Raw genomic sequence first — 20,148 nt, forward strand, 5'->3', positions numbered from 1 at the left:
GCTCCTCCTTTCCGTTCATCTTGCCAATGAGGGGCGGCAGCAATGGGCGATCATGACTACATCATCGTCGGCAGCGGCATAAATGCGCTTGTCGCCGCCGCGATGCTCGGCAAAAAGGGTCACAAGGTGCTCGTTCTCGAGCGCAACGACCGCATAGGCGGTTGTCTTCGCACCGAGGAGATCACCGAGCCTGACTTCATTCACGACGTCATGGCGACGACCATGGTGCTGTTCCTCACCTCGCCGGCCTATGGCGCCATCGGCAAGGATCTGGAAGCGCGGGGCCTGGAGTTCGCCCATGCCGACCTTCCGACAGGCGTGCTGCGGCCCGACGGTTCGCATGTGATCTTCTCCAAGGACCGGCGGCGAAATATCGCTACCTTCGACGAACTGTCGCTCGGCGACGGGCAGACCTTCTCGCGTGAGATGGAAGCGCTTGCCGCCGAGGCGCCATTCCTGTTTTCCCTGCTCGGCGGCGCGCTATGGTCGAGCTCGACCCTGAAGACCGTTGCAAAGCAGGGCTGGAACCGCGGGTTGCGCAAGCTTGCGGCCTGGTTTGGCGACGCCCTGACGCCGGCGCGCGGCTATCTCGAAACCAGTTACAGATCCGAGGATATTCACGCTCTGTGGGCGCCCTGGGTGCTTCATTGCGGCCTCGGCCCCGAAAGCGCCTATTCCGCCGAAATGCTGAAGGTGATCGGCTTTGCGCTGGAGCTGGGCGGCGCGCCGATCGTCAAGGGCGGTGCCGACAAACTGCTGACGGCCTTCGAACGACTGATTTCCGACAATGGCGGTGAAATTCGTGTGAATGCCGATGTCGCGGCCATCATTCCAGACCACAATCGCAGTGCCGATGGCGTGCGTCTTGCAAATGGCGAAACGTTGAAGGCGAAGGCCGGGGTAATCTGCTCGACAACCCCCAACCAGCTTTACGAACGGCTGATGAAGGATTGGCCGGATCCGCTGCCGCCGGAGGTCAAATCGGGCGTTGCCAGCTATCGCTATGGCAAGGGCGACATGCAGATACACTACGCGCTTTCCGAGCCGCCGCGCTGGAAAGCCAATGCCGAACTCGGGAAGGTGGCGCTGCTGCACCTGACACCCGGCCTCGACGGCGTATCGCGCGCCGCCAACGAATGCGAACGCGGGCTGTTGCCAGCCGAGCCCACCGTCTGCGTCGGCCAGCCCGTCGCGCTCGATCCCAGCCGCGCGCCGGACGGAAAATCGATCCTCTGGCTGCAGTTGCCAGAAGCGCCGCGCCATATCAAGGGCGATGCCGCAGGCCAAATCGCAACGCCGGAGGATGGCCGCTGGACGGAAGATGTGCGCGAGCTCTACGCCGACCGTATCGAAGCGCTGCTTGCGAGCCACATCGAGAATTTTGCGAGCATAAGGCTCGCACGTCGCGCCTATTCGCCGGGTGATCTCGAAGCGATGAACATGAACCTCGTCGGCGGCGACCCTTACGGCGGCTATTGCGGCCTCGACCAGTTTTTCATCTGGCGTCCATTCAAGTCATCTGTTAACCACCGCACCCACATATCGGGCCTCTACCACATCGGCGCTTCGGCGCATCCCGGTCCAGGCCTTGGTGGGGGCTCCGGCTTCCTGCTCGCATCGTCGCTGAAGTAAAACGTTTCCGGAGGAGTATCGTCGATGGAGGAACGGTTTTCAGGCACCGTTTTGAGGCGCAAGCGGGATGAGAACGCAAAGCGCCCGACCATGGGCGAAATCGGCCTCAATCACTTCGCGCCCTATCTCATGAACCGGCTGATGGCGCGCTGGAACGCCAATCTTTCTGAAGAGCTGCGCGAATACGATATGACGACCGCCAAAATGCGTGCGCTCGCCGTCCTCAGCGTCTCCTCCAGCGTCACCATCAACGAGCTCTCCGTCTTTGCCGTCACCGAGCAATCGACGATGAGCCGCACCTTGGACTCTCTCGAACAGCAGGGCTATATCCGTCGCCAGCCCCGAGCCGAAGACATGCGCATCCGCGATGTCTCGATCACCGAGGAAGGCCGTGCGGCCTTCGAAAAGGTCTGGCCGACCATGTACGACTTGTTCCTGCAGATGTTCGACGGTGTCGATGAAGCCGAATATCGCACCTTCATCTCGACCCTGCATAAAGTGCTGCACAACATCCGCAAGCACGAGATTTGAGCCGGCCCAAACGGCACTCCTCTCGATCGAATTATCGCCTGTTCGGAATGAGCGACGTCGCCAGTGCGGCGATCGCGGCAACGATCGCGAACACGTAAAAATTCCATTCCGGGCCGACATTGAGGCTGGCGATGTATCCGCCCATCAGCGGGCTGGATAGCGCGCCGATGCGCGAAAAGCTCAACGCCCAGCCGGTGCCGGCCGCTCGCACGAAAGGCTGCAGGTAAGCGGCAAGATAGCCGGTGAGGATCAGCGATGCCGAGACCGTACCGAAACCGGCAATGGCGACGACCGTATAGTTCAGCCAGATGGGACCCTTGAAGGCGAGAAGCGCGATGCCGACGGCGCCTAGCAGATAGGACAGCGTCACGGTCAGCCGCACGCCGAAACGATCCGCCCACTGACCGAGCACGATGCCGCCAATCGCCGAGGTGAAGCTGAAGACCGCCAGAAACAGCAGGCTGTCGCCCAGATCATAGCCACTCTTGCGCATGATCTGCGGTAGCCACTGGGCCAGCCCGTAGACGAGGAGCAACCCCATGAACAGCGCGATCCAGAAGCAGGCGGTGGCGAAGGCGTTTCTCGGCAAAAAGATCTCACCCAACACTGCGCGCCAGCCGAGGCCGGTTTCCCTGGGCGCGCTTCCCGCAGGAACGGAAACGCCAAGCCGGGCAGCAAGCCGCTTCGCATTCTCGCTGCGCCCCTTCGCGACGAGGAAATCAAGCGACTCGGGCAGCAACGACGCCATGATGGGCACGAACAGCACAGGCAGCGCGCCGACGAGGACGACGGGCCGCCATCCATAGTCCGGCAGCAGCCATCTGCCGACGAGCGCGGCGGCGAACAGGCCGAGCGAATAGCCGGAATACATGATGCCATAATTGAGATTCTTCTTCGCGGTCGGCGAATATTCGATGGTCAGTGCCGCAGCCAGAGGAATGATGCCGCCGAGGCCGAGACCGGCGGCAAAACGACTGACGCCGAACCATGTCGGGGTCGGAGACCATGCGGTGATAGCCGTGCAGACGGCAAACAGCGAGAGGCAGGCAAGAAACATCGGCTTGCGGCCATAAAGCTCGCTGAGCGTTCCGACGACGATGCCGCCGACAAGCATGCCGAAGACGGTGTAGCTGCCCAACGCGCCGAGCTGAAGCGGCGTGAGGTGCCAGACATTGTCCGTGGACAGCGCCGGCAGAATGGCGCCGAGAACGCCGACATCATAGCCCTCTGCAAAGATCGCCAGCCAGCAGATGAGCACGACGACAAGGCTTTTGGCATGCGAGATCTCTACGCCGCGAGGACTCGAAAGGTCCTTCGCAGCGCCATTTCGAAGAGTGTCCATGCGACTGTTCCCTTTTGGAATTATCGGTCTTGGCCGATATTATTTGCGTCCGGAGTGAGCGCGGGTTGATTCTTGCGCCGTCCGTCGACTTGACCGTGTCACAGCGTCCCGACCGTCTTCAGCGCGCCGTCGAGCGCCGTGCCGTTTTCGTCCAGAAGTGCGGCCTGGCGCAGCCGCTTCATCCAGGCGGCTCCATCCTCGCGATCGCGAAGAAGCGGCAAGGCGGACATGACACGATTGAACTTGGAAAGCCCGCGCGCATGCGTATCGGAATAGCCTTTGACGAGGCGGCGGTTGCCGAGCACCTCGACGGCGAGATCGTAATTCACCGTCAGCAGATTGCATGCCGCTGTCAGCCAGGCCTCGCGATGCTCCACCTCGCGTGCGTGCCGCAGCGTGCCGCGACGGATGCGGCGCAGTGCCGAGACCATGTAGAGGCCGAGGAACCAGAACAGTGTGCCGGTCTGAACGCGCCTTCCCTTGTTGATGAAGCGGTCGAGCCGGGCAAACAGGCGCGGCCGGTTTTCGATCCAAAGCCCCATGCCTTTCGGCATCGTACCGCAGACCTCATCCATGCGCGGATGCATGTACTCGGTCATGTAGACGATCTGGTCGTCCTTGGCGCCGACCTCCTTGCGCACCCGCTCGAAGCGCGAGCCGCGAACCTTAAGATCGGCAACGCGAATGACATCGTCGTAAGCCATCGCCACCGCGACGTATTTCGCCGCCTGCACGGTGAAGGCGAAATCCTTGCTGGCGGCGCCGGCCTTGCGATCAAGCGCATGGAGTGCCGCGACACGGCTCAGATATTCGTCGGCATAGGCCGGGTCCTGATAGTCGGTCAGCTTTTTAACACCGGCAAACAGCAGCAGCCAGGCAACTTCCGGAAATTCGGCACGAATACGATTGACCAGCCGGTCAAGTGCCGGATGACCGGCCGTGTCAGGCAGCGCGTCGAAATGCTTCGGCGGCGTTGCTGAAACCGCATCGCGCGGCTTTTCCTTGACCCTATCGAAGGCGGCATTGAAGGCCTTGAGACTTGGCTCGATGCCCTTGCCGCCGGCGCGGATCATTGCCTCGAAAGCCTGCTTGCCGAACGGCAGCGCACCGGAGCCGGCCAGAGCGCCGAACATGGAGGCCGAAATCACGCTGCCGTTCCTGACGGCCATCGTTTCCATATCGAAAGCGATGGTGCGCTTGGCGGCGAAATCCGTGGCATCGACCACCACCTCGGCATTGCCGATGCCATCACCGGGCTTTTCCTTTTCCGCAACCGCAAAGGAGCGGTGCGTCGATGCGATCAGCAAGGTCTTGTCCGGCGTGACGAGACCGCGCAGCACCGAGCGGCCAGCCTCCATCAACTCGGCGGCCATGACGACATCGACATCGCCAGGCGTCGGCATCAGCGAAAAGATCGGCTCGTGCCCGTCGCGAGCCGGCAGCATCTCGATATAGTAGATCGTCGCGCCCGTTCGCTGGGCAACACCAGGCACGGACGTCGTCTGCGCCATCCAGCCCTCAGCCTCGGCAAGACCGACGATCCAGTCGGCGAGCACGCCGCCGCCCTGCCCGCCCATGGCGAGGATGGCAAGCGACAGCGGCTTATCCGTGGAAAGTCTGCTGGTACCGAGATCACTCATGCTCACATGCTCGTTCATATCGCCCTCTCAATCTGAAAAGACGATGCGGCCGGCGCGGCGACGCGCCTGCAACCAGCCGATAATACTGGAGCGCATGCGGGCGACGAAGCGATCCCAACCCGTCGGATTGTGGATGATGTCGGCACGATAGAAGGAGGGACAGAGCACCGCCGCCTCGGAAACCTCGCCGCAATTGCCGCAGCCGACGCAATTATTGTCGATCGCCGCCACCGGATCATCTTTCAGCGGATCATCCGTATGTTTGACGGAGAGCGAGGGACAGCCGGAAAGACGGATGCAGGCGTGATCGCCGGTGCAGACGTCCTCGTCCACGCCGAAGCGCTCCTTGACCATGCGCTTGCCGTCCTTGACGGCCTTGGCGAATTGCGGCTTCACGCGGCGCTGCTTGTTGAGCATACACTCCGAGGAGGCGACGATGATCTTCGGCCCCGGTTCCTTCGAGGTCAAAGCCTCGCGCAGCGTATCGCGCATCTTGGCGACATCATAGGTGCGGTCAATCTGGCGTACCCAGGTCGCACCGATCCCCTTGACGGCATTGACGATGGAATTGTTGGTCTTGCGGCGCGGGTTCAGCGCACGCGAGGACGGTATGTCCTGCCCGCCGGTCGCCGCCGAATAATAGTTGTCGACGACGAGGATGACGCCATCCTGCTTGTTGAAGACGGCATTGCCGACTGACGTCGCAAGGCCGTTGTGCCAGAAGCCACCGTCGCCCATGACCGAGATCACGCGCTTGTCGGCCGCGACATTGAAAGCAGACGCTGCCGCCGGCCCAAGCCCATAACCCATCGTCGTGCTGCCGATATTGAAAGGCGGCAGGATAGAGAAGAGGTGACAGCCGATATCGCCGGAGATGTGATGCTGGCCGAGTTCGCTCTCGACCATCTTCATGGCGGCGAAGATCGGCCGCTCCGGACAGCCGATGCAGAAGCCGGGCGGCCGCGGCGGCACCACTTCGGCCAACGCCTTGATCTTCGGATCGTTGAGGACCGGCGTCGGGTCCGGCAGCGGCGGCTGGTTGCCGAGCAATACGCGTTGATGGATTTCCAGGAAATTCTTGATGCCCTTCATCAGCACGGGTGCTGTATATTCGCCACCCATCGGCAGGACGTCCTTGCCCGCGACCTTGGTCTGGATATCGCGGCGGCGCAGGATGGTATTCAGGGACTGCTCGATATATTCCGGCGCCCCCTCCTCCACCATCAGTACCGCCTTCTTGTTGGCGCAGAATTCGGCGATCTGGTCATCAACAAGCGGATAGGCGACGTTGAGGACGTAAAGCGGTACGGCGGAGTTGCCGTAGACATCAGCAAGCCCGAGTTGCTGCAGCGCGCGCAGCACGCCGTTATACATGCCGCCAAGCAGGATGATGCCGACATCGCCTTCCGAGGGGCCGAAATACTCGTTGAGCTGACGCCTCTTGATGAAATCGACGGCAGCAGGCCAGCGCTTCTCCAGCTTCTCCTTCTCGTGCATGAAGGAGGCCGGCGGCAGCACGATGCGGTTGACGTCGCGAACCGGATTTTCAAGCGCCTGCTTCAGCGTATAGGCCGGCCTCTTGTTGTCCTTGGCGACGAACTGGCCATGCACATGACAGCTGCGGATACCCACCTGCAGCATGACGGGCGTGTTCGATACTTCCGAAAGCTCGAACCCTTCTTCGACCGCCTGCACGATCGAGGGCAGGTTCGGGCGCGGATTGAGCAGCCACATCTGCGATTTCATTGCATAGGCATGGCTGCGCTCCTGCATGATGGAAGAGCCCTCGCCATAATCCTCGCCGATGATGATGAGCGCGCCGCCCGTCACCCCGCCCGAAGACAGATTGGACAGCGCATCCGAGGCGACATTGGTGCCGGCCGTCGATTTCCAGGTGACGGCGCCGCGCACCGGATACATGACGGAGGCAGACAGCATGGCGGCCGCAGCCGCCTCCGAGGCCGACGTCTCGAAGTGAACCCCCAGATCCTGCATCACGTCCTTGGCGTCGGCCAGCACGTCCATGAGATGTGAGATCGGCGAGCCCTGATAGCCGCCGACATAGGAAACACCGGACTGCAGAAGTGCCTTGGTGATCGCGAGAATACCCTCGCCGCGGAAGATATCACCTTCCCCGAGCTTCAGATCCTCGACCTCGCGCGCAAACGATCGCTCGGCCATGACGTTACCCCTTTACCCTTGTGGGCTTGTTTTAAATCATTTGCAAAATCATATTTTGAACTTCCTTGAACTGTCAACGAACAAATATGAGATGCAGCTGAATGGATTGCCGATCCACGGTGGTGCCAGCGCATCCGTTTTCCGAGATCAGAAGCTTCGAACGGCAGCCAGCAACATAGATATATGCACACGCATGGAATTTAGGCGCAAAATAGATGCCGGATTCTTTGAAAGCACCAGAGAAAGCGCTTGCCGCTCTGAAAGACGTATTTTAAGATTAAAACATTCCGACAATAAATCGCCAGCGGCAGTCGGGCGTCATGCTTTTCTGTCGCTTAACAGGGGAACGGAGTGACCATGACAACGCTTACTCGGCGCGAGGCCCTGAGCCTCGGCGCAGCAGCATTCATTACTGGGATTTTAGCCGGCAGAACGCCTGTGGAAGCAGGAGAAGCCGGCACGCTGACCATCGCATTCAACGTCAACCTGCCATCCTTCGACCCGACGACCGGCCCGTCTGCCGTCAACCCGACGATCCAGGCGATCTACCGCTCGATCTTCGACCAGTATATCGGCCAGGGACCGGATCTGAAATTCCAGCCCGGCCTGCTGACCGCCTGGGGCTGGAACGATGACAAGACCAAGGTCTGGATGGATGTTCGCGAAGGCGTGACCTGGCACGACGGCTCCAAGTTCACGCCTGATGATGTCGTCTGGTCGCTGGAGCGCGCCGCCAAGCAGGACACCGGCAACCCGATCCAGTTCATCTGGTCGACGGCCAATAATTACAAGGTGGAAGGCAACCGCATCACCGGCGATGTCGTCCGTTTCGAGCCGACTTATTTCAAATGGATGGCATTCCTCACCGGCTATATCCTGCCGAAGGACTATTACACCAAGGTGGGCGCGCAGGGCTTCGAGAAGAAGCCGATCGGCACTGGCCCCTATATGGTGGATGCCTATGAGGGCAACTCCTATCTGCGCCTGAAGGCAAACCCCAACTATTTCGGCGGCAAGCCTGCCTTCGATACCGTCATCTTCAAGTTCGTGCCGGATACGACGAGCCGCGTCGCGGAAATCGAATCCGGCTCATCCGACGTGACGCTGGAAATCCCCTATGAGGATTTCGACCGGTTGAAGAAAAAATCCGGCCTGGCCGGCGTCGCCACCCCGATCTCCGACATCGGCATGATCTTCATCAGCAACGTCGATCCGATGCTCGACAAGAATGTCCGCCTGGCCGCCAACATGGCGATCGACAAGGACGCGATCATCAAGCGGCTCCTGCGCGGCTACGGCAATCCGCTTTCGACACTGGAAGCGCCGGAATACGAAGCCTACGACGCCTCCGTCAAAATCCCTTACGATCCGGAACAGGCGAAGAAGCTTCTGGCCGCCAGCGGCTATTCGCCTGAAAAGCCAGTCAAATTCGGCATCAAGACGACCCGAGGCTTCAAGCCGAAGGACTATGAGATGATCCAGGCGATCGTCGGCATGTGGCGCAAGGTCGGCATCCAGGCTGAAATCGAAGTCTACGAGATCGCCAAGCACTACGAGTTGCGCGCCGCTCATCAGCTCGGCCCGGCCGCCTTTTATAACTGGGGCAACGCCATCGGCGATCCGACGACCTCGACCGGCTTTGCCATGTTCGGCCCCTCGCCGCACTCGGCCTGGAAGACCAAGGATGTCGATGACATGCTGGGACCGCTCTGGGTGGAAAAGGACGAGACGAAACGCATTGCCGGGTGGAAAGCGGCGATCAAATACATTGCCGAACAGGGCTATGTGATCCCGCTGCTGCAATATGCCCAGCCGATCGTCTACAAATCGAGCTTGAAGGTCACGCCGAACGTCTCCGGCGCCCTGCAGCCGACGCTCGTGTCGAAGGCTTGATGCGTCGGGCTTTGATTATGTGGCTACCCCTCTCCCCGTCCTGAGCTTGTCGAAGGAGCGGGGAGAGGGGACGACCTCTACATCCTCGTCTGAGACGGTAGTCGGAAGGAAGGCTATGGGTGCGTCTATCCCCTTCTCCTCGCCAAAGCGGGGAGAAGGTGCCAGCCCTTCGACACGCGCTCAGGAGGGCGGATGAGGGGCATAGGACTTGTTATCGCCATAGCCGTGCGATCGGAACTCATAACGCATGATAGCAGTCTCCATTCTCAACCGGCTGATCATGGCCGCAATCACACTCTTCGGAGTAGCGGTGATCGTCTTCGTCCTGCTGCGCGTCGTGCCGGGCGATCCGATCGCGATGATGATCTCGCCGGGTGCAAGCCCAGCTGATATCGCAGCACTCCGCGCCCATTATGGCCTCGATGCCAGTCTGACCACGCAATTCTGGCTGTGGCTGAAAGCAGTTCTGACGGGTGATTTCGGGACATCGATCTCTCTGAAACGCGATGTGCTGTCCCTGCTCGGCGAGCGTCTCCCCGCAACGCTGGAACTGGCCTTCGCAGCATTGGCGCTGGCGGTTCTTCTCGGCGGCGCTGTCGCCATCGTCGGCACCCTTGCCCGCCGCACGATTTTCGAGCCCGTGATCGACAGCCTCAACGGCCTTTTCCTTGCCGTGCCGGATTTCGTCTGGGCTCTCGCGCTGGTTCTCGTCCTCGGGGTGCTCTTTCCGCTTTTCCCTCTTTCCGGCCGCATCGATCCGAGCATCGACGCACAGTTTGCGACCCCTTTCTATCTCCTCGAAAGCCTGGTGACGCTTCGCTTCAATATCTTCGCCGATATCTGCGCGCATATGGTCATGCCGGTCCTGGCGCTTGGCCTGCCGCTGGCTGCCATCATCGCCCGCGTGCTGAAAGCCGCACTCTCCGAGGCCATGGTGCAGGACTATATCCTGCTCGCCAAGCTGAAGGGCATGTCCGAGCTGCGGCTGGTGCTGCAGGAAGCGCTGCGCAATGCCGTCGGTCCGACCATCGCGTTGACCGGCGTGCAATTTACCTTCCTCATCGGCGGCACCGTCATCGTCGAGCGCATCTTCGCCTATCCCGGCATCGGCAATATGGCGATCGATGCCGTCATCAACCGCGACCTGCCGCTGATCCAGGGGCTGGTGTTGGTCTTCGGCGCTCTCTTCATTCTCGTCAATCTGGCGGTCGATCTTCTGGTCGCGGCCTTCAATCCGAGGCTCGCCCATGGCTGACGTCACCTCGCCCGCCATGCCGCGCTCGCCCTCCAGAATGGCGAAACGCATCCGGGCGCTGCTGTCCGAGCCGAAGGTGATCTTCGGCGGCGGCTTCATTCTCATCCTCCTCGTGCTCGCGATCTTTGCGCCTTACATCGCGCCGAAAGATCCGCTGGAGCAGGATCTGATGTCCGGCACCCTGCCGCCGGCATGGATCGAGGGCTCCGATCCCGGCTTCCTGCTGGGCACGGACGATCTCGGCCGCGACGTGCTCTCCCGCGCCATCTTCGGCACGCGCATCGCCCTCACGGTCGCCTTCGTCGCAGCCGGGCTTGCAGCGTTTATCGGCACGCTCCTCGGTCTTCTCGCCGGCTGGTATGGCGGATGGATCGACAAGATGATCTCCCGCCTTGTCGATATCTGGATGGCTTTCCCGCCCGTGCTGCTGTCGATCCTGCTGGTCGCCGTCTTCGGCTCCGGCGTACACTCGGTCATCGCCGCAATCGTCATCATCGATTGGACGCGCTTCTGTCGCGTCGTGCGCTCGGAAACGCAGGCGCAGGCGCGGATGGATTACGTGACCGCCGCCCACACGATCGGCTTTTCGCGGGCCAGAATTCTCTTCAGCGAAATCTTGCCCAATGTGACGCCTGTGCTCATAGCTCTCGTCAGCCTCGAAATGGGCATCGCCGTCATCGTCGAAGCCATCCTGTCCTTCGTCGGCCTGTCGGTCGCCTCCGATACGCCGACCTGGGGCGGGATGATCGCAGAGGGTCGACAGATGATCTATCAAGGCTGGTGGGTGCTGGTCGTGCCGCTGATCGCGCTCTTCGCAACGGTGCTTGCCTTCAATCAACTCGGTGACGGCCTGCGCCGCGCCCTCGATCCGGTGATGCGCCGATGATATCTCCGCTTCTCTCCATAACAGGCCTCAGCGCCATATCCGATCGCGACGGCGGCGCACCGATCCTGCGCGACGTTTCCCTCACCCTTGAACGTGGCGAAGTGCGGGGGCTTGTCGGCGAAAGTGGTGCCGGAAAATCCACCATTGCCAAGGCTCTGCTCGGCATACTGCCGCGCAGCGTCCGTATTACCAGCGGATCGATCCTGTTCGAAAGCCGCGATCTCCTCACCCTCTCCTCCAAGGAGTTGCGCGGCATCATGGGCAGCGATATCTCGCTGATTCCGCAGGATCCGCAAACCGCCCTCAATCCAGGACGCCGCATCGAGGCGCAGCTGACCGACGGCCTGCGGCTGAAACGGGGCATGTCATCAAGCGATGCTCGGCGGCGGGCGCTGAAGCTGCTGGAAGAAGTGCATATCCGCGATCCCGAGCGCGTGTTGCGCGCCTATCCGCATGAGCTGTCCGGCGGCATGCGCCAGCGCATCCTGATTGCCGCCGCCTTCGCACTCGAGCCGAAAATGGTTGTCGCCGACGAGCCGACCACGGCACTCGACGTCACCGTGCAAAAGCAGATCCTCAGGCTGATCCGCGGCCTGCAGGAAGCGCACGGCACCGCCGTGATCTTCGTCACGCATGATCTCGGCGTCGTCGCCCAGATTTGCGACAGCGTGACCCTGCTCTACGCCGGCAAGGTCATCGAAGAGGGGCGCACGAGCGAGGTGCTTGGTCACCCGCAGCATATCTACACGAAATCGCTTGTTGCTGCCGGCCCGCGTTACGACAGGCCGGATGCCGGCCTGACGCCGGTTCCGCAGGCAGTCTTCGATCAACTACGCCGCGAAATCGGCATTTCGGAGGGCGGCCGATGAGCGTTTCCGATAATCTCCTCTCGGCCAGAGGCATCGAAGTCACCTATGGCGCCAAGCCGCATCTTTTCGGACCGCCAGGCCAAGGCATTAAAGTCCTGCATGGCGTCGACATCGATATCCGCCGCGGTGAAACCATCGGCATCGTCGGTGAGAGCGGCTCGGGCAAGACGACGCTTGGCCGCGCCCTATTGCGGCTGATCGACGTAAATGCGGGCACCATCCATTTCGACGGCAGGGACATCACCAGCCTGCCGAATGCAAACATGCGACCCTTGCGTCGCCGCATGCAGATGATCTTCCAGGACCCGATGGCGTCGCTCAATCCGCGCCATACCATCCGCCGCATCCTCGTCGAGCCGTTGCTGCTCCACAAACTTGCTTCTGATCGGAAAGACGCAGAGAAACGTGTCGCAGAAATCCTCGAGCGGGTGACGCTGCCGCAGGCCTGCCTCGATCGCAACCCACATGAACTCTCGGGCGGCCAGCGCCAGCGTATCGGCATCGCCCGGGCTGCCCTGCTGAAGCCGGATTTCGTGCTTGCCGACGAGATCGTTTCCGGCCTCGACGTGTCGACCCAGGCGCAGGTGCTTAATCTCTTGAAAGAGCTTTCGCGCGATCTCGGCCTCTCCATGGCCTTCATCAGCCACGATCTCTCGGTCATCCGCGCCGTCTGCGACCGCGTCTACGTCCTGCGTCACGGCCGCGTCGAAGAGGAAGGCGATTGCGAGCGCGTCTTCACCGCACCCGCCTCTGCCTATACGCGCATGCTGCTGGACGCCATTCCTCTGCCTGAGATCGACCCGAACTGGCTCGGGCGCGATACGGGACAAGAGGATGCCGCCTAACCCGGCGTTTCAGCTATTTGAGGCGGAAGCGTTGTATCTTGCCCGATTCCGTCTTCGGCAGAGCTTCGACGAAAACGATGGAGCGCGGATATTTATAGGGTGCAATCACGGCCTTCACGTGGTCCTGCAACGCCTTGACCAGCAGGTCCGATCCGGTGACGCCAGCAGCCAGCACCACATGCGCCTGCACGATATGGCCCCGCTCTTCGTCCGGCTTGCCGATGACGGCGCATTCCAGCACGTCGGCATGGGAGAGAAGGGCTGCTTCCACTTCCGGCCCGGCAATATTGTAGCCGGCCGAAAGGATGATGTCGTCGGAACGGGCGGCGAAATGGAAATAGCCATCCTCGTCCTGAATGAAACTGTCGCCCGTCAGGTTCCAGCCATCGCGGACATAATCGGCCTGCCTGTGATCGGCGAGATAGCGGCAGCCGATCGGTCCGCGAACCACGAGCTTGCCGATCGTCCCGCTGGGAACCTCGTTCATCTCGTCATCGACGACGCGGGCCTCATAACCCGTGAGCGGCTTGCCGGTGCAATTCGGCCTGGCATCAGAAAGACGATTGGAGATGAAGATATGCAGCATCTCGGTCGAGCCGATGCCGTCGAGGATCGGCTTGCCGGTCTTGCGTGTCCATTCTTCGAAGATCGGCCCGGGCAGCGTCTCGCCAGCTGAAACCGCGATGCGAAGCGAGGAAAGATCCGCCCCCTCCTCCATCGCCGCCAGCATGGCGCGATAGGCCGTCGGCGCGGTGAAGCTGATGGTCGCACCATATTCCTGGATGATCTCGACCATGTTCTTCGGCGAGGCGTTTTCGAGCAGCGCCGTCGATGCGCCGAAGCGCAAGGGGAAGATGACCAGACCGCCAAGCCCGAAGGTGAAAGCAATCGGCGGCGAGCCGATGAAGACATCATCCGGCGTCACCTGCAGCACTTCCTTGGCATAGGCGTCGGCGATAATCAGGATATCCCGATGGAAATGCATCGTCGCCTTCGGCACACCCGTCGAGCCCGATGTGAAGCCGAGGAGCGCCACGTCGTCACGACCGGTTTTGACCGCCTCAAAACGAACGGACTTGTTGAGCGCAATGCGGTCGAGCTCGGCATCGTGGTTGGCGGTGCCATCGAAGCCGACGACCTGCTTCAGGAAGCGGCTGTCCTTGGCTGCGGTAACGAGTTCCTCCAGCAGCCTTGTATCGCAGAGCGCAAACGAGATTTCCGCCTTGTCTATAACCTTGGAGAGTTCGCCTGCCCGCAGCATGGGCATGGTGTTGACGGCAACGGCGCCGACCTTCGTCACCGCCAGCCAGCAGGCGATCATGGCAGGGTTGTTGCCGGAGCGGATGAGAACGCGGTTGCCGGGCTTGAGGCCGAAATTCTCGACAAGCGCATGCGCGATGCGATTGGTCCAGTCCGCCAGCTCCTTGTAAGTGCGGCGGCGGCCATTGCCGATCAGCGCTACATTATCGCCAAAACCCTTTTCCACCATCCGGTCGCTGAGTTCGAAACCCGCATTCAGCCATTCCGGATAGTCGAAACCCTCCATCCGCAGCTCAGGCCATTCGTCGAAAGGCGGCAGATTGTCTCGCGTGAATGTATCGGTGTGACCGGTCGGTCCCAGCATTGCCTTGCTCCCGCATTCTTCTCGATCAAATCGCCACGATCGCCGCTTTCCCCTGCAGCCTGTGTAGCGTGCTAAAAAAGATCGCACTGAAGATTGAATTGTTCAAGCAAGAAATTTTAAGCCTAAAATATTTTTGACTTCCATTTGATTCCAAAGAGCTATTTTCGATTCTCGGGTTATTTTAGCTCTGATTGGGTAACTGCGCCGGACATGAAAAGCCTTGACGTATGGCCGCGACGAGATATTTTAAACTTAAATGATTTTGAGGCCCGCTCTGGCCGAACGAGGAGGGAAAAGCGATGCGCATCGTCTGTATCGGCGGCGGCCCCGCAGGGCTCTACTTCGCGCTTCTGATGAAGAAGCTCCATCCGGAACATTCCATCCGCGTCGTCGAGCGCAACCGCCCCTATGACACCTTCGGCTGGGGCGTGGTCTTCTCCGATGCGACCATGGTTTCGATGCGCGAATGGGACCCCGAAAGTGCTGCCGAAATCGAGGACGCCTTCAACCATTGGGACGATATCGAAGTCTTATTCAAGGGTACCCGTCAGCGCACCTCGGGCCACGGCTTCGTCGGCATCGGCCGCAAAAAGCTTCTGAACATCCTGCAGAAACGCTGTGAGGCGCTGGACGTGGAATTGATCTTCGAGACAGACGTCAATTCCGATCTCGACTACCCGGACGCGGATCTGGTTATCGGCTCGGACGGTCTCAATTCAAGGATACGCAATCATTACCCGGAGGTTTTTCAGCCGGACATGATCACCCGGCCGAACCGCTACATCTGGCTCGGCACCAACAAGCTTTTCGACGCCTTCACCTTCGACTTCCGCCGCACCGATCATGGCTGGTTCCAGGCGCATATCTACAAGTTCGACGACAAGACCTCGACCTTTATCGTCGAGACGACCGAAGAGGCCTATCTCGCCCACGGACTCGACAAGATGGACCAGGACGGCTCCATCGCCTTCTGTGAAAACCTGTTCTCCGAAGTGCTGGAAGGCGCTTCGCTGATGACCAATGCCCGCCATATCCGTGGTTCGGCCTGGCTGAACTTCAACCGCCTGATCTGCGGCAAGTGGAGCCATTTCAACGGCAATTCCCATGTCGTGCTGATGGGCGACGCCGCCCATACCGCGCATTTCGCCATCGGCTCCGGCACCAAGCTTGCCATCGATGACGCCATCGAGTTGGCCCGCCAGTTCCAGACCCACGGGCACGAGAAGGACAAGATACCGGCCGTCCTTGAAACCTATGAGGAAATCCGCCGAGTCGACGTCGCCCGCATCCAGAATGCCGCCCGCAATGCGATGGAATGGTTCGAAGTTGTCGGTCGCCGCTATGCCGATACGCTCGAGCCGCCGCAATTCATGTATTCGATGCTGACCCGCTCGCAGCGCATCAGCCACGAAAATCTGAGGCTGCGCGACAAGACCTGGCTCGAAGGTTATGAGCGCTGGTTCGCCGAGAAATCCGGCCTCGCCGTCGGCAACGACCGCTGCCTGCCGCCGATGTTCACGCCCTATCACCTCCGCGACGTCCAGCTCGTCAACCGCATCGTGGTCTCACCCATGGCCATGTATTCGGCCACGGATGGCGTGATGAACGACTTCCACATCATCCATCTCGGCTCACGCGCGCTCGGCGGCGCCGGCCTGATCTTCGCTGAGATGACCTGCGTCACGCCGGATGCGCGCATCACGCCCGGCTGCCTCGGCCTCTGGAATGAAGAACAGGCTGCGCAGTGGAAACGGCTCGTCGACTTCGTTCATACGAGCAGTGCCGCCAAGGTCGGCATCCAGCTCGGTCATGCCGGACGTAAGGGCGCGACGAAGCTCGCCTGGGAAGGCATCGACCAGCCGCTGGCCGAAGGCGAGTGGCCGCTGATCTCGGCATCATCAGTTCCCTACCTCAGGAATAGCCAGGTGCCGAAGGCCATGGATCGCGCCGATATGGACCGCGTCAAGGCCGACTTCATCCGTTCGACGGAACTGGCGGTCGAGACCGGCGCTGACTGGTTGGAACTCCATTGTGCCCACGGTTATCTGCTGTCGAGCTTCCTGTCGCCGCTGACCAATCTGCGCGACGACGAGTATGGTGGCAGCCATGAAAACCGCGCCCGCTACCCCCTTGAAATCTTCCATGCGATCCGCGCCATCTGGCCGGCAGACAAGCCGATCTCGATCCGCTTGTCCTGCCATGACTGGACCGATGGCGGCAACACGCCGGAAGATGCGGCGATCTTCGCGCGCATGTTCAAGGAAGCCGGTGCTGACCTGATCGACTGCTCTTCGGGCCAGGTTTCGAAACAGGAAAAGCCGGTCTACGGCCGCCTGTTCCAGACGCCCTTCTCCGACAAGATCCGCAACGAAATCGGCATCCCGACGATCGCCGTCGGCGCAATCTCGGAAGCTGACCATGCCAATTCGATCATCGCCGCCGGCCGAGCCGATCTCTGCGCCGTCGCCCGTCCGCATCTGGCGGACCCGGCCTGGTCGCTGCATGAAGCCGCCAAGATCGGCCTGACTTCCATTCCCTGGCCGAAGCAATATCTTTCCGGCAAGACTCAGTATGAAACCAACCTCGCCCGCGCGGCCACGGCAGCAACGGCGAAATGAGGATAAGATGACGACTTCAGGCAAACTCGCCGGCCGTCACGCCCTCGTCACCGGCGCCGGCAGCGGCATCGGCACCGCGATCGCCAGGGCGCTTGCCGCCGATGGCGCACGCGTCAGCCTTTCCGGTCGCCGTAGGGAGCCGCTGGAAGCAGTTGCCGCCGAAATCGGCGCCGACGCTTTCGTCGTCGATGGCTTCGATGTCACCAGCCCCGAAGCTGTTGCCCGAGGCCTTACCAAGTCGCGTGAGAAGTTCGGCCCGGTCGATATCCTCGTCAACAATGCCGGCGAGGCGCCGAGCGCACCTTTCGAGAAGACGAGCCTCGAGGCCTGGAACCATGTCCTGTCGGTCGACCTGACGGGTGTTTTCGTGGTGACGCAGGCAACCCTTCCCGACTTAAAGGCTCGCGGTCCCGGCGCACGCATCATCAACATCGCCTCGACTGCCGGCCTGAAGGGTTACGGCTACGTCTCGGCTTACGTCGCCGCCAAGCATGGTGTGGTCGGCCTCACCCGCTCGCTGGCGCTGGAGCTGGCGAAAACCGGCATCACGGTCAATGCCGTCTGCCCCGGCTTTACCGATACGCCAATCATCCAGCGCTCGATCGAGACCATCGTCGCCAAGACCGGGCGCACGGCGGAGCAAGCGCTTGGCGAATTCACGAAGTCCAATCCGCAGGGGCGACTGATCAAGCCGGAAGAAGTCGCCGATACCGTTCTCTGGCTGGCATCGCCGGCGGCAGCATCGATCAATGGACAGGCAATCGCGGTTGCCGGTGGGGAGATTTGAGGAATGAGCGATCGGGATATGACGATGAAGGGACACCTGAAGCCCTTTAAGGATTATAAGCCTGAGCACTTCCTCTGGGATGTCAGCGAAGACGGTCGCGTCGCCACTATCCGCCTGAACCGCCCCGAGCGTAAGAACCCGCTGACCTTTGACAGCTATGCCGAGCTGCGCGATCTCCTCCGCGATCTCGCCTATGCGTCGGATATCCGCGCCATCGTGCTGACGGGCGCCGGCGGCAATTTCTCCTCCGGCGGCGACGTCTTCGAGATCATCGAGCCGCTGACCCGCATGGCGATGCCCGAGCTCCTGGCCTTCACGCGCATGACCGGCGACCTCGTCAAGGCGATGCGCAAGTGCCCCCAGCCGATCATCACGGCGGTCGACGGCATCTGCGCAGGCGCCGGCGCCATCCTCGTTATGGCCTCCGATCTGAGGCTCGCGACGCCCGAGGCCAAGACGGCCTTCCTCTTCACCCGCGTTGGCCTCGCCGGCGCCGATATGGGCGCCTGCGGCATCCTGCCCCGCATCATCGGCCAGGGCCGCGCCGCCGAACTCCTCTTCACCGGCCGATCGATGACGGCAGCGGAGGGACAGGCTTGGGGCTTCTATAACGGCCTGCACGCGAGTTCCGATCTGGAGCAGGAAGCAGTCAAGCTCGCCCGCTCGCTGGCCGACGGCCCATGGTTCGCCCATGGCATGACCAAGACCATGCTGAACCAGGAATGGGCGATGGGCATCGAGGAGATGATCGAATCCGAGGCGCAGGCGCAAGCGATCTGCATGGCGACGCAGGATTTCCGCCGCGCCTTCGAAGCTTTCGCCGCCAAGCGCCGGCCGGAATTCCAGGGAGACTGAGGGATGTCCACGGCAAGCAGCCTCCCCGGCCCGACACGCGATCATCTGGATTGGCCCTTCTTTGAGGAGCGTCATCACCGTTTCGCCGCCGAGGTCGATGCCTTCGCAAAGTCCGGCGTCATGGCTTCGATCGATCACACCGATGTCGATGGCGCATGTCGGAATCTGGTCAAGGCGCTTGGCGACGCCGGGCTTCTGACCGCAGCAACCGGTTCGTCAGATAGCGAACCACTGATCGATTCTCGCATGGTGTGCCTCGCCCGTGAAACGCTCGCCTGGCATGACGGCCTTGCCGATTTCGCCTTTGCCATGCAGGGGCTCGGCACCGGCGCCATCGGCTTGTCCGGCTCGCCCGAATTGCGCTCGGCCGTTCTACCCAAGGTGCGCTCGGGTGACTGGCTTGCCGCCTTCGCACTGTCGGAAAAAGATGCCGGCTCCGATGTCGCCGCGATGAGCTGCGCCGCCCGTCTCGATGGAGATCACTATGTTCTCGACGGCGAAAAGACCTGGATTTCCAATGGCGGTATTGCCGATGTCTACACCGTCTTTGCGCGCACCGGTGAAGCGCCGGGAACCCGTGGCATCTCGGCCTTCGTCGTCTTTGCCGACGATCCCGGCTTCTCGATTGCCGAGCGCATCGAGGTCATCGCGCCGCATCCGCTGGCGACGATCCGTTTCGACAATTGCCGTATTCCGGCCTCGCGCCGCCTCGGCGCGCCGGGCGAAGGCTTCAAGATTGCCATGCGCACGCTCGATATCTTCCGCGCCTCGGTCGCCGCCGCCAGCCTCGGCTTCGCCCGCCGCGCGCTCGATGAATCGCTTGCCCATGCGCGCTCACGCCCGATGTTCGGCGCCGCCCTTGCCGACCTTCAGTTGACGCAGGCCGCCCTCGGCGATATGGCGACCGGCATCGACGCGGCGGCATTGCTCACCTATCGGGCGGCCTGGCGTCGCGACGTGCAGCGCTTGCCGACGACACGCGAGGCGGCCATGGCCAAGATGACGGCGACGGAAACCGCGCAAAGCGTCATCGACCGCGCCGTCCAGCTCTTTGGCGGGCGCGGCGTGAAATCGGGCGAGATAACGGAAAAACTCTATCGGGAGATCCGCGCGCTTCGCATCTATGAAGGTGCGACCGAAGTTCAAAAACTCATCGTCGCGCGCGAACTTCTGAAGACCAATTAATGGGA

General features: G+C 61.4%; 15 protein-coding genes. 11 read left to right on the forward strand and 4 right to left on the reverse strand.

From position 1 onward, the window contains the following. Positions 1-42: 42 nt before the first annotated feature. On the forward strand, positions 43-1,632 hold the full coding sequence (locus ABOK31_RS11880; RefSeq protein ID WP_349956170.1) for an NAD(P)/FAD-dependent oxidoreductase: 1,590 nt from the start codon (positions 43-45) through the stop codon (positions 1,630-1,632). A 24-nt stretch (positions 1,633-1,656) separates the two neighbouring features. Next, entirely contained in the window at positions 1,657-2,163 is a 507-nt protein-coding gene (locus ABOK31_RS11885; RefSeq protein WP_112340509.1) for a MarR family transcriptional regulator, read from the forward strand. A 31-nt stretch (positions 2,164-2,194) separates the two neighbouring features. Here the strand turns inward: ABOK31_RS11885 and ABOK31_RS11890 are convergent, their stop codons facing one another. The 3 genes from ABOK31_RS11890 to ABOK31_RS11900 form a co-directional block, all read right to left on the reverse strand. Then, positions 2,195-3,505 carry an MFS transporter gene (locus tag ABOK31_RS11890; RefSeq protein WP_349956171.1) on the reverse strand — a complete coding sequence of 437 codons (1,311 nt, stop codon included), beginning with the start codon at positions 3,503-3,505 and terminating at the stop codon, positions 2,195-2,197. Positions 3,506-3,603: 98 nt separating this feature from the next. After that, positions 3,604-5,163: an indolepyruvate oxidoreductase subunit beta family protein gene (locus ABOK31_RS11895; RefSeq protein WP_349956172.1), complete on the reverse strand. Its 1,560-nt coding sequence runs from the start codon at positions 5,161-5,163 to the stop codon at positions 3,604-3,606. 9 nt (positions 5,164-5,172) lie between these two features. Beyond that, entirely contained in the window at positions 5,173-7,326 is a 2,154-nt protein-coding gene (locus ABOK31_RS11900) for an indolepyruvate ferredoxin oxidoreductase subunit alpha (RefSeq protein ID WP_349956173.1), read from the reverse strand. A gap of 357 nt (positions 7,327-7,683) precedes the next feature. Here ABOK31_RS11900 and ABOK31_RS11905 point away from each other — a divergent pair, with 357 nt between their 5' ends. The 5 genes from ABOK31_RS11905 to ABOK31_RS11925 all read left to right on the forward strand — a co-directional run bounded on the left by ABOK31_RS11905 (position 7,684) and on the right by ABOK31_RS11925 (position 13,074). Beyond that, complete coding sequence (locus ABOK31_RS11905; protein ID WP_349956174.1) at positions 7,684-9,219, forward strand: ABC transporter substrate-binding protein; 1,536 nt, start codon at positions 7,684-7,686, stop codon at positions 9,217-9,219. Positions 9,220-9,466: 247 nt separating this feature from the next. Continuing rightward, positions 9,467-10,474, forward strand: a complete 1,008-nt coding sequence (locus tag ABOK31_RS11910) for an ABC transporter permease (protein ID WP_349956175.1) — start codon at positions 9,467-9,469, stop codon at positions 10,472-10,474. Then, entirely contained in the window at positions 10,467-11,360 is an 894-nt protein-coding gene (locus ABOK31_RS11915) for an ABC transporter permease (protein ID WP_349956176.1), read from the forward strand. Before ABOK31_RS11910 ends, ABOK31_RS11915 begins: the two co-directional genes overlap by 8 nt. Continuing rightward, positions 11,357-12,229 carry an ABC transporter ATP-binding protein gene (locus ABOK31_RS11920; protein WP_349956177.1) on the forward strand — a complete coding sequence of 291 codons (873 nt, stop codon included), beginning with the start codon at positions 11,357-11,359 and terminating at the stop codon, positions 12,227-12,229. The genes ABOK31_RS11915 and ABOK31_RS11920 overlap by 4 nt, the downstream gene beginning before the upstream one ends. Continuing rightward, entirely contained in the window at positions 12,226-13,074 is an 849-nt protein-coding gene (locus ABOK31_RS11925; RefSeq protein ID WP_349956178.1) for an ATP-binding cassette domain-containing protein, read from the forward strand. The genes ABOK31_RS11920 and ABOK31_RS11925 overlap by 4 nt, the downstream gene beginning before the upstream one ends. A gap of 13 nt (positions 13,075-13,087) precedes the next feature. Here ABOK31_RS11925 and ABOK31_RS11930 read toward each other — a convergent pair whose 3' ends face one another. Continuing rightward, a complete protein-coding gene (locus tag ABOK31_RS11930) occupies positions 13,088-14,698 on the reverse strand; it encodes an AMP-binding protein (RefSeq protein WP_349956179.1) in 1,611 nt (536 codons plus the stop codon). Between the two features lie 299 nt (positions 14,699-14,997). Here ABOK31_RS11930 and ABOK31_RS11935 point away from each other — a divergent pair, with 299 nt between their 5' ends. The 4 genes from ABOK31_RS11935 to ABOK31_RS11950 are packed head-to-tail and all read left to right on the forward strand — an operon-like array spanning position 14,998 to position 20,143. Further along, positions 14,998-17,316, forward strand: a complete 2,319-nt coding sequence (locus ABOK31_RS11935) for a bifunctional salicylyl-CoA 5-hydroxylase/oxidoreductase (RefSeq protein ID WP_349956180.1) — start codon at positions 14,998-15,000, stop codon at positions 17,314-17,316. Positions 17,317-17,323: 7 nt separating this feature from the next. Beyond that, entirely contained in the window at positions 17,324-18,103 is a 780-nt protein-coding gene (locus ABOK31_RS11940) for an SDR family NAD(P)-dependent oxidoreductase (protein ID WP_349956181.1), read from the forward strand. A gap of 3 nt (positions 18,104-18,106) precedes the next feature. Next, the gene (locus ABOK31_RS11945; RefSeq protein ID WP_349956182.1) at positions 18,107-18,958 is read left to right on the forward strand and encodes an enoyl-CoA hydratase family protein; all 852 of its coding nucleotides are present in this window, start codon (positions 18,107-18,109) and stop codon (positions 18,956-18,958) included. Positions 18,959-18,961: 3 nt separating this feature from the next. Next, positions 18,962-20,143, forward strand: a complete 1,182-nt coding sequence (locus ABOK31_RS11950) for an acyl-CoA dehydrogenase family protein (RefSeq protein WP_349956183.1) — start codon at positions 18,962-18,964, stop codon at positions 20,141-20,143. Positions 20,144-20,148 lie beyond the last annotated feature (5 nt).

The sequence above is a fragment of the Rhizobium sp. ZPR4 genome, assembly GCF_040215725.1.
Lineage (GTDB): Bacteria > Pseudomonadota > Alphaproteobacteria > Rhizobiales > Rhizobiaceae > Rhizobium > Rhizobium rhizogenes_D.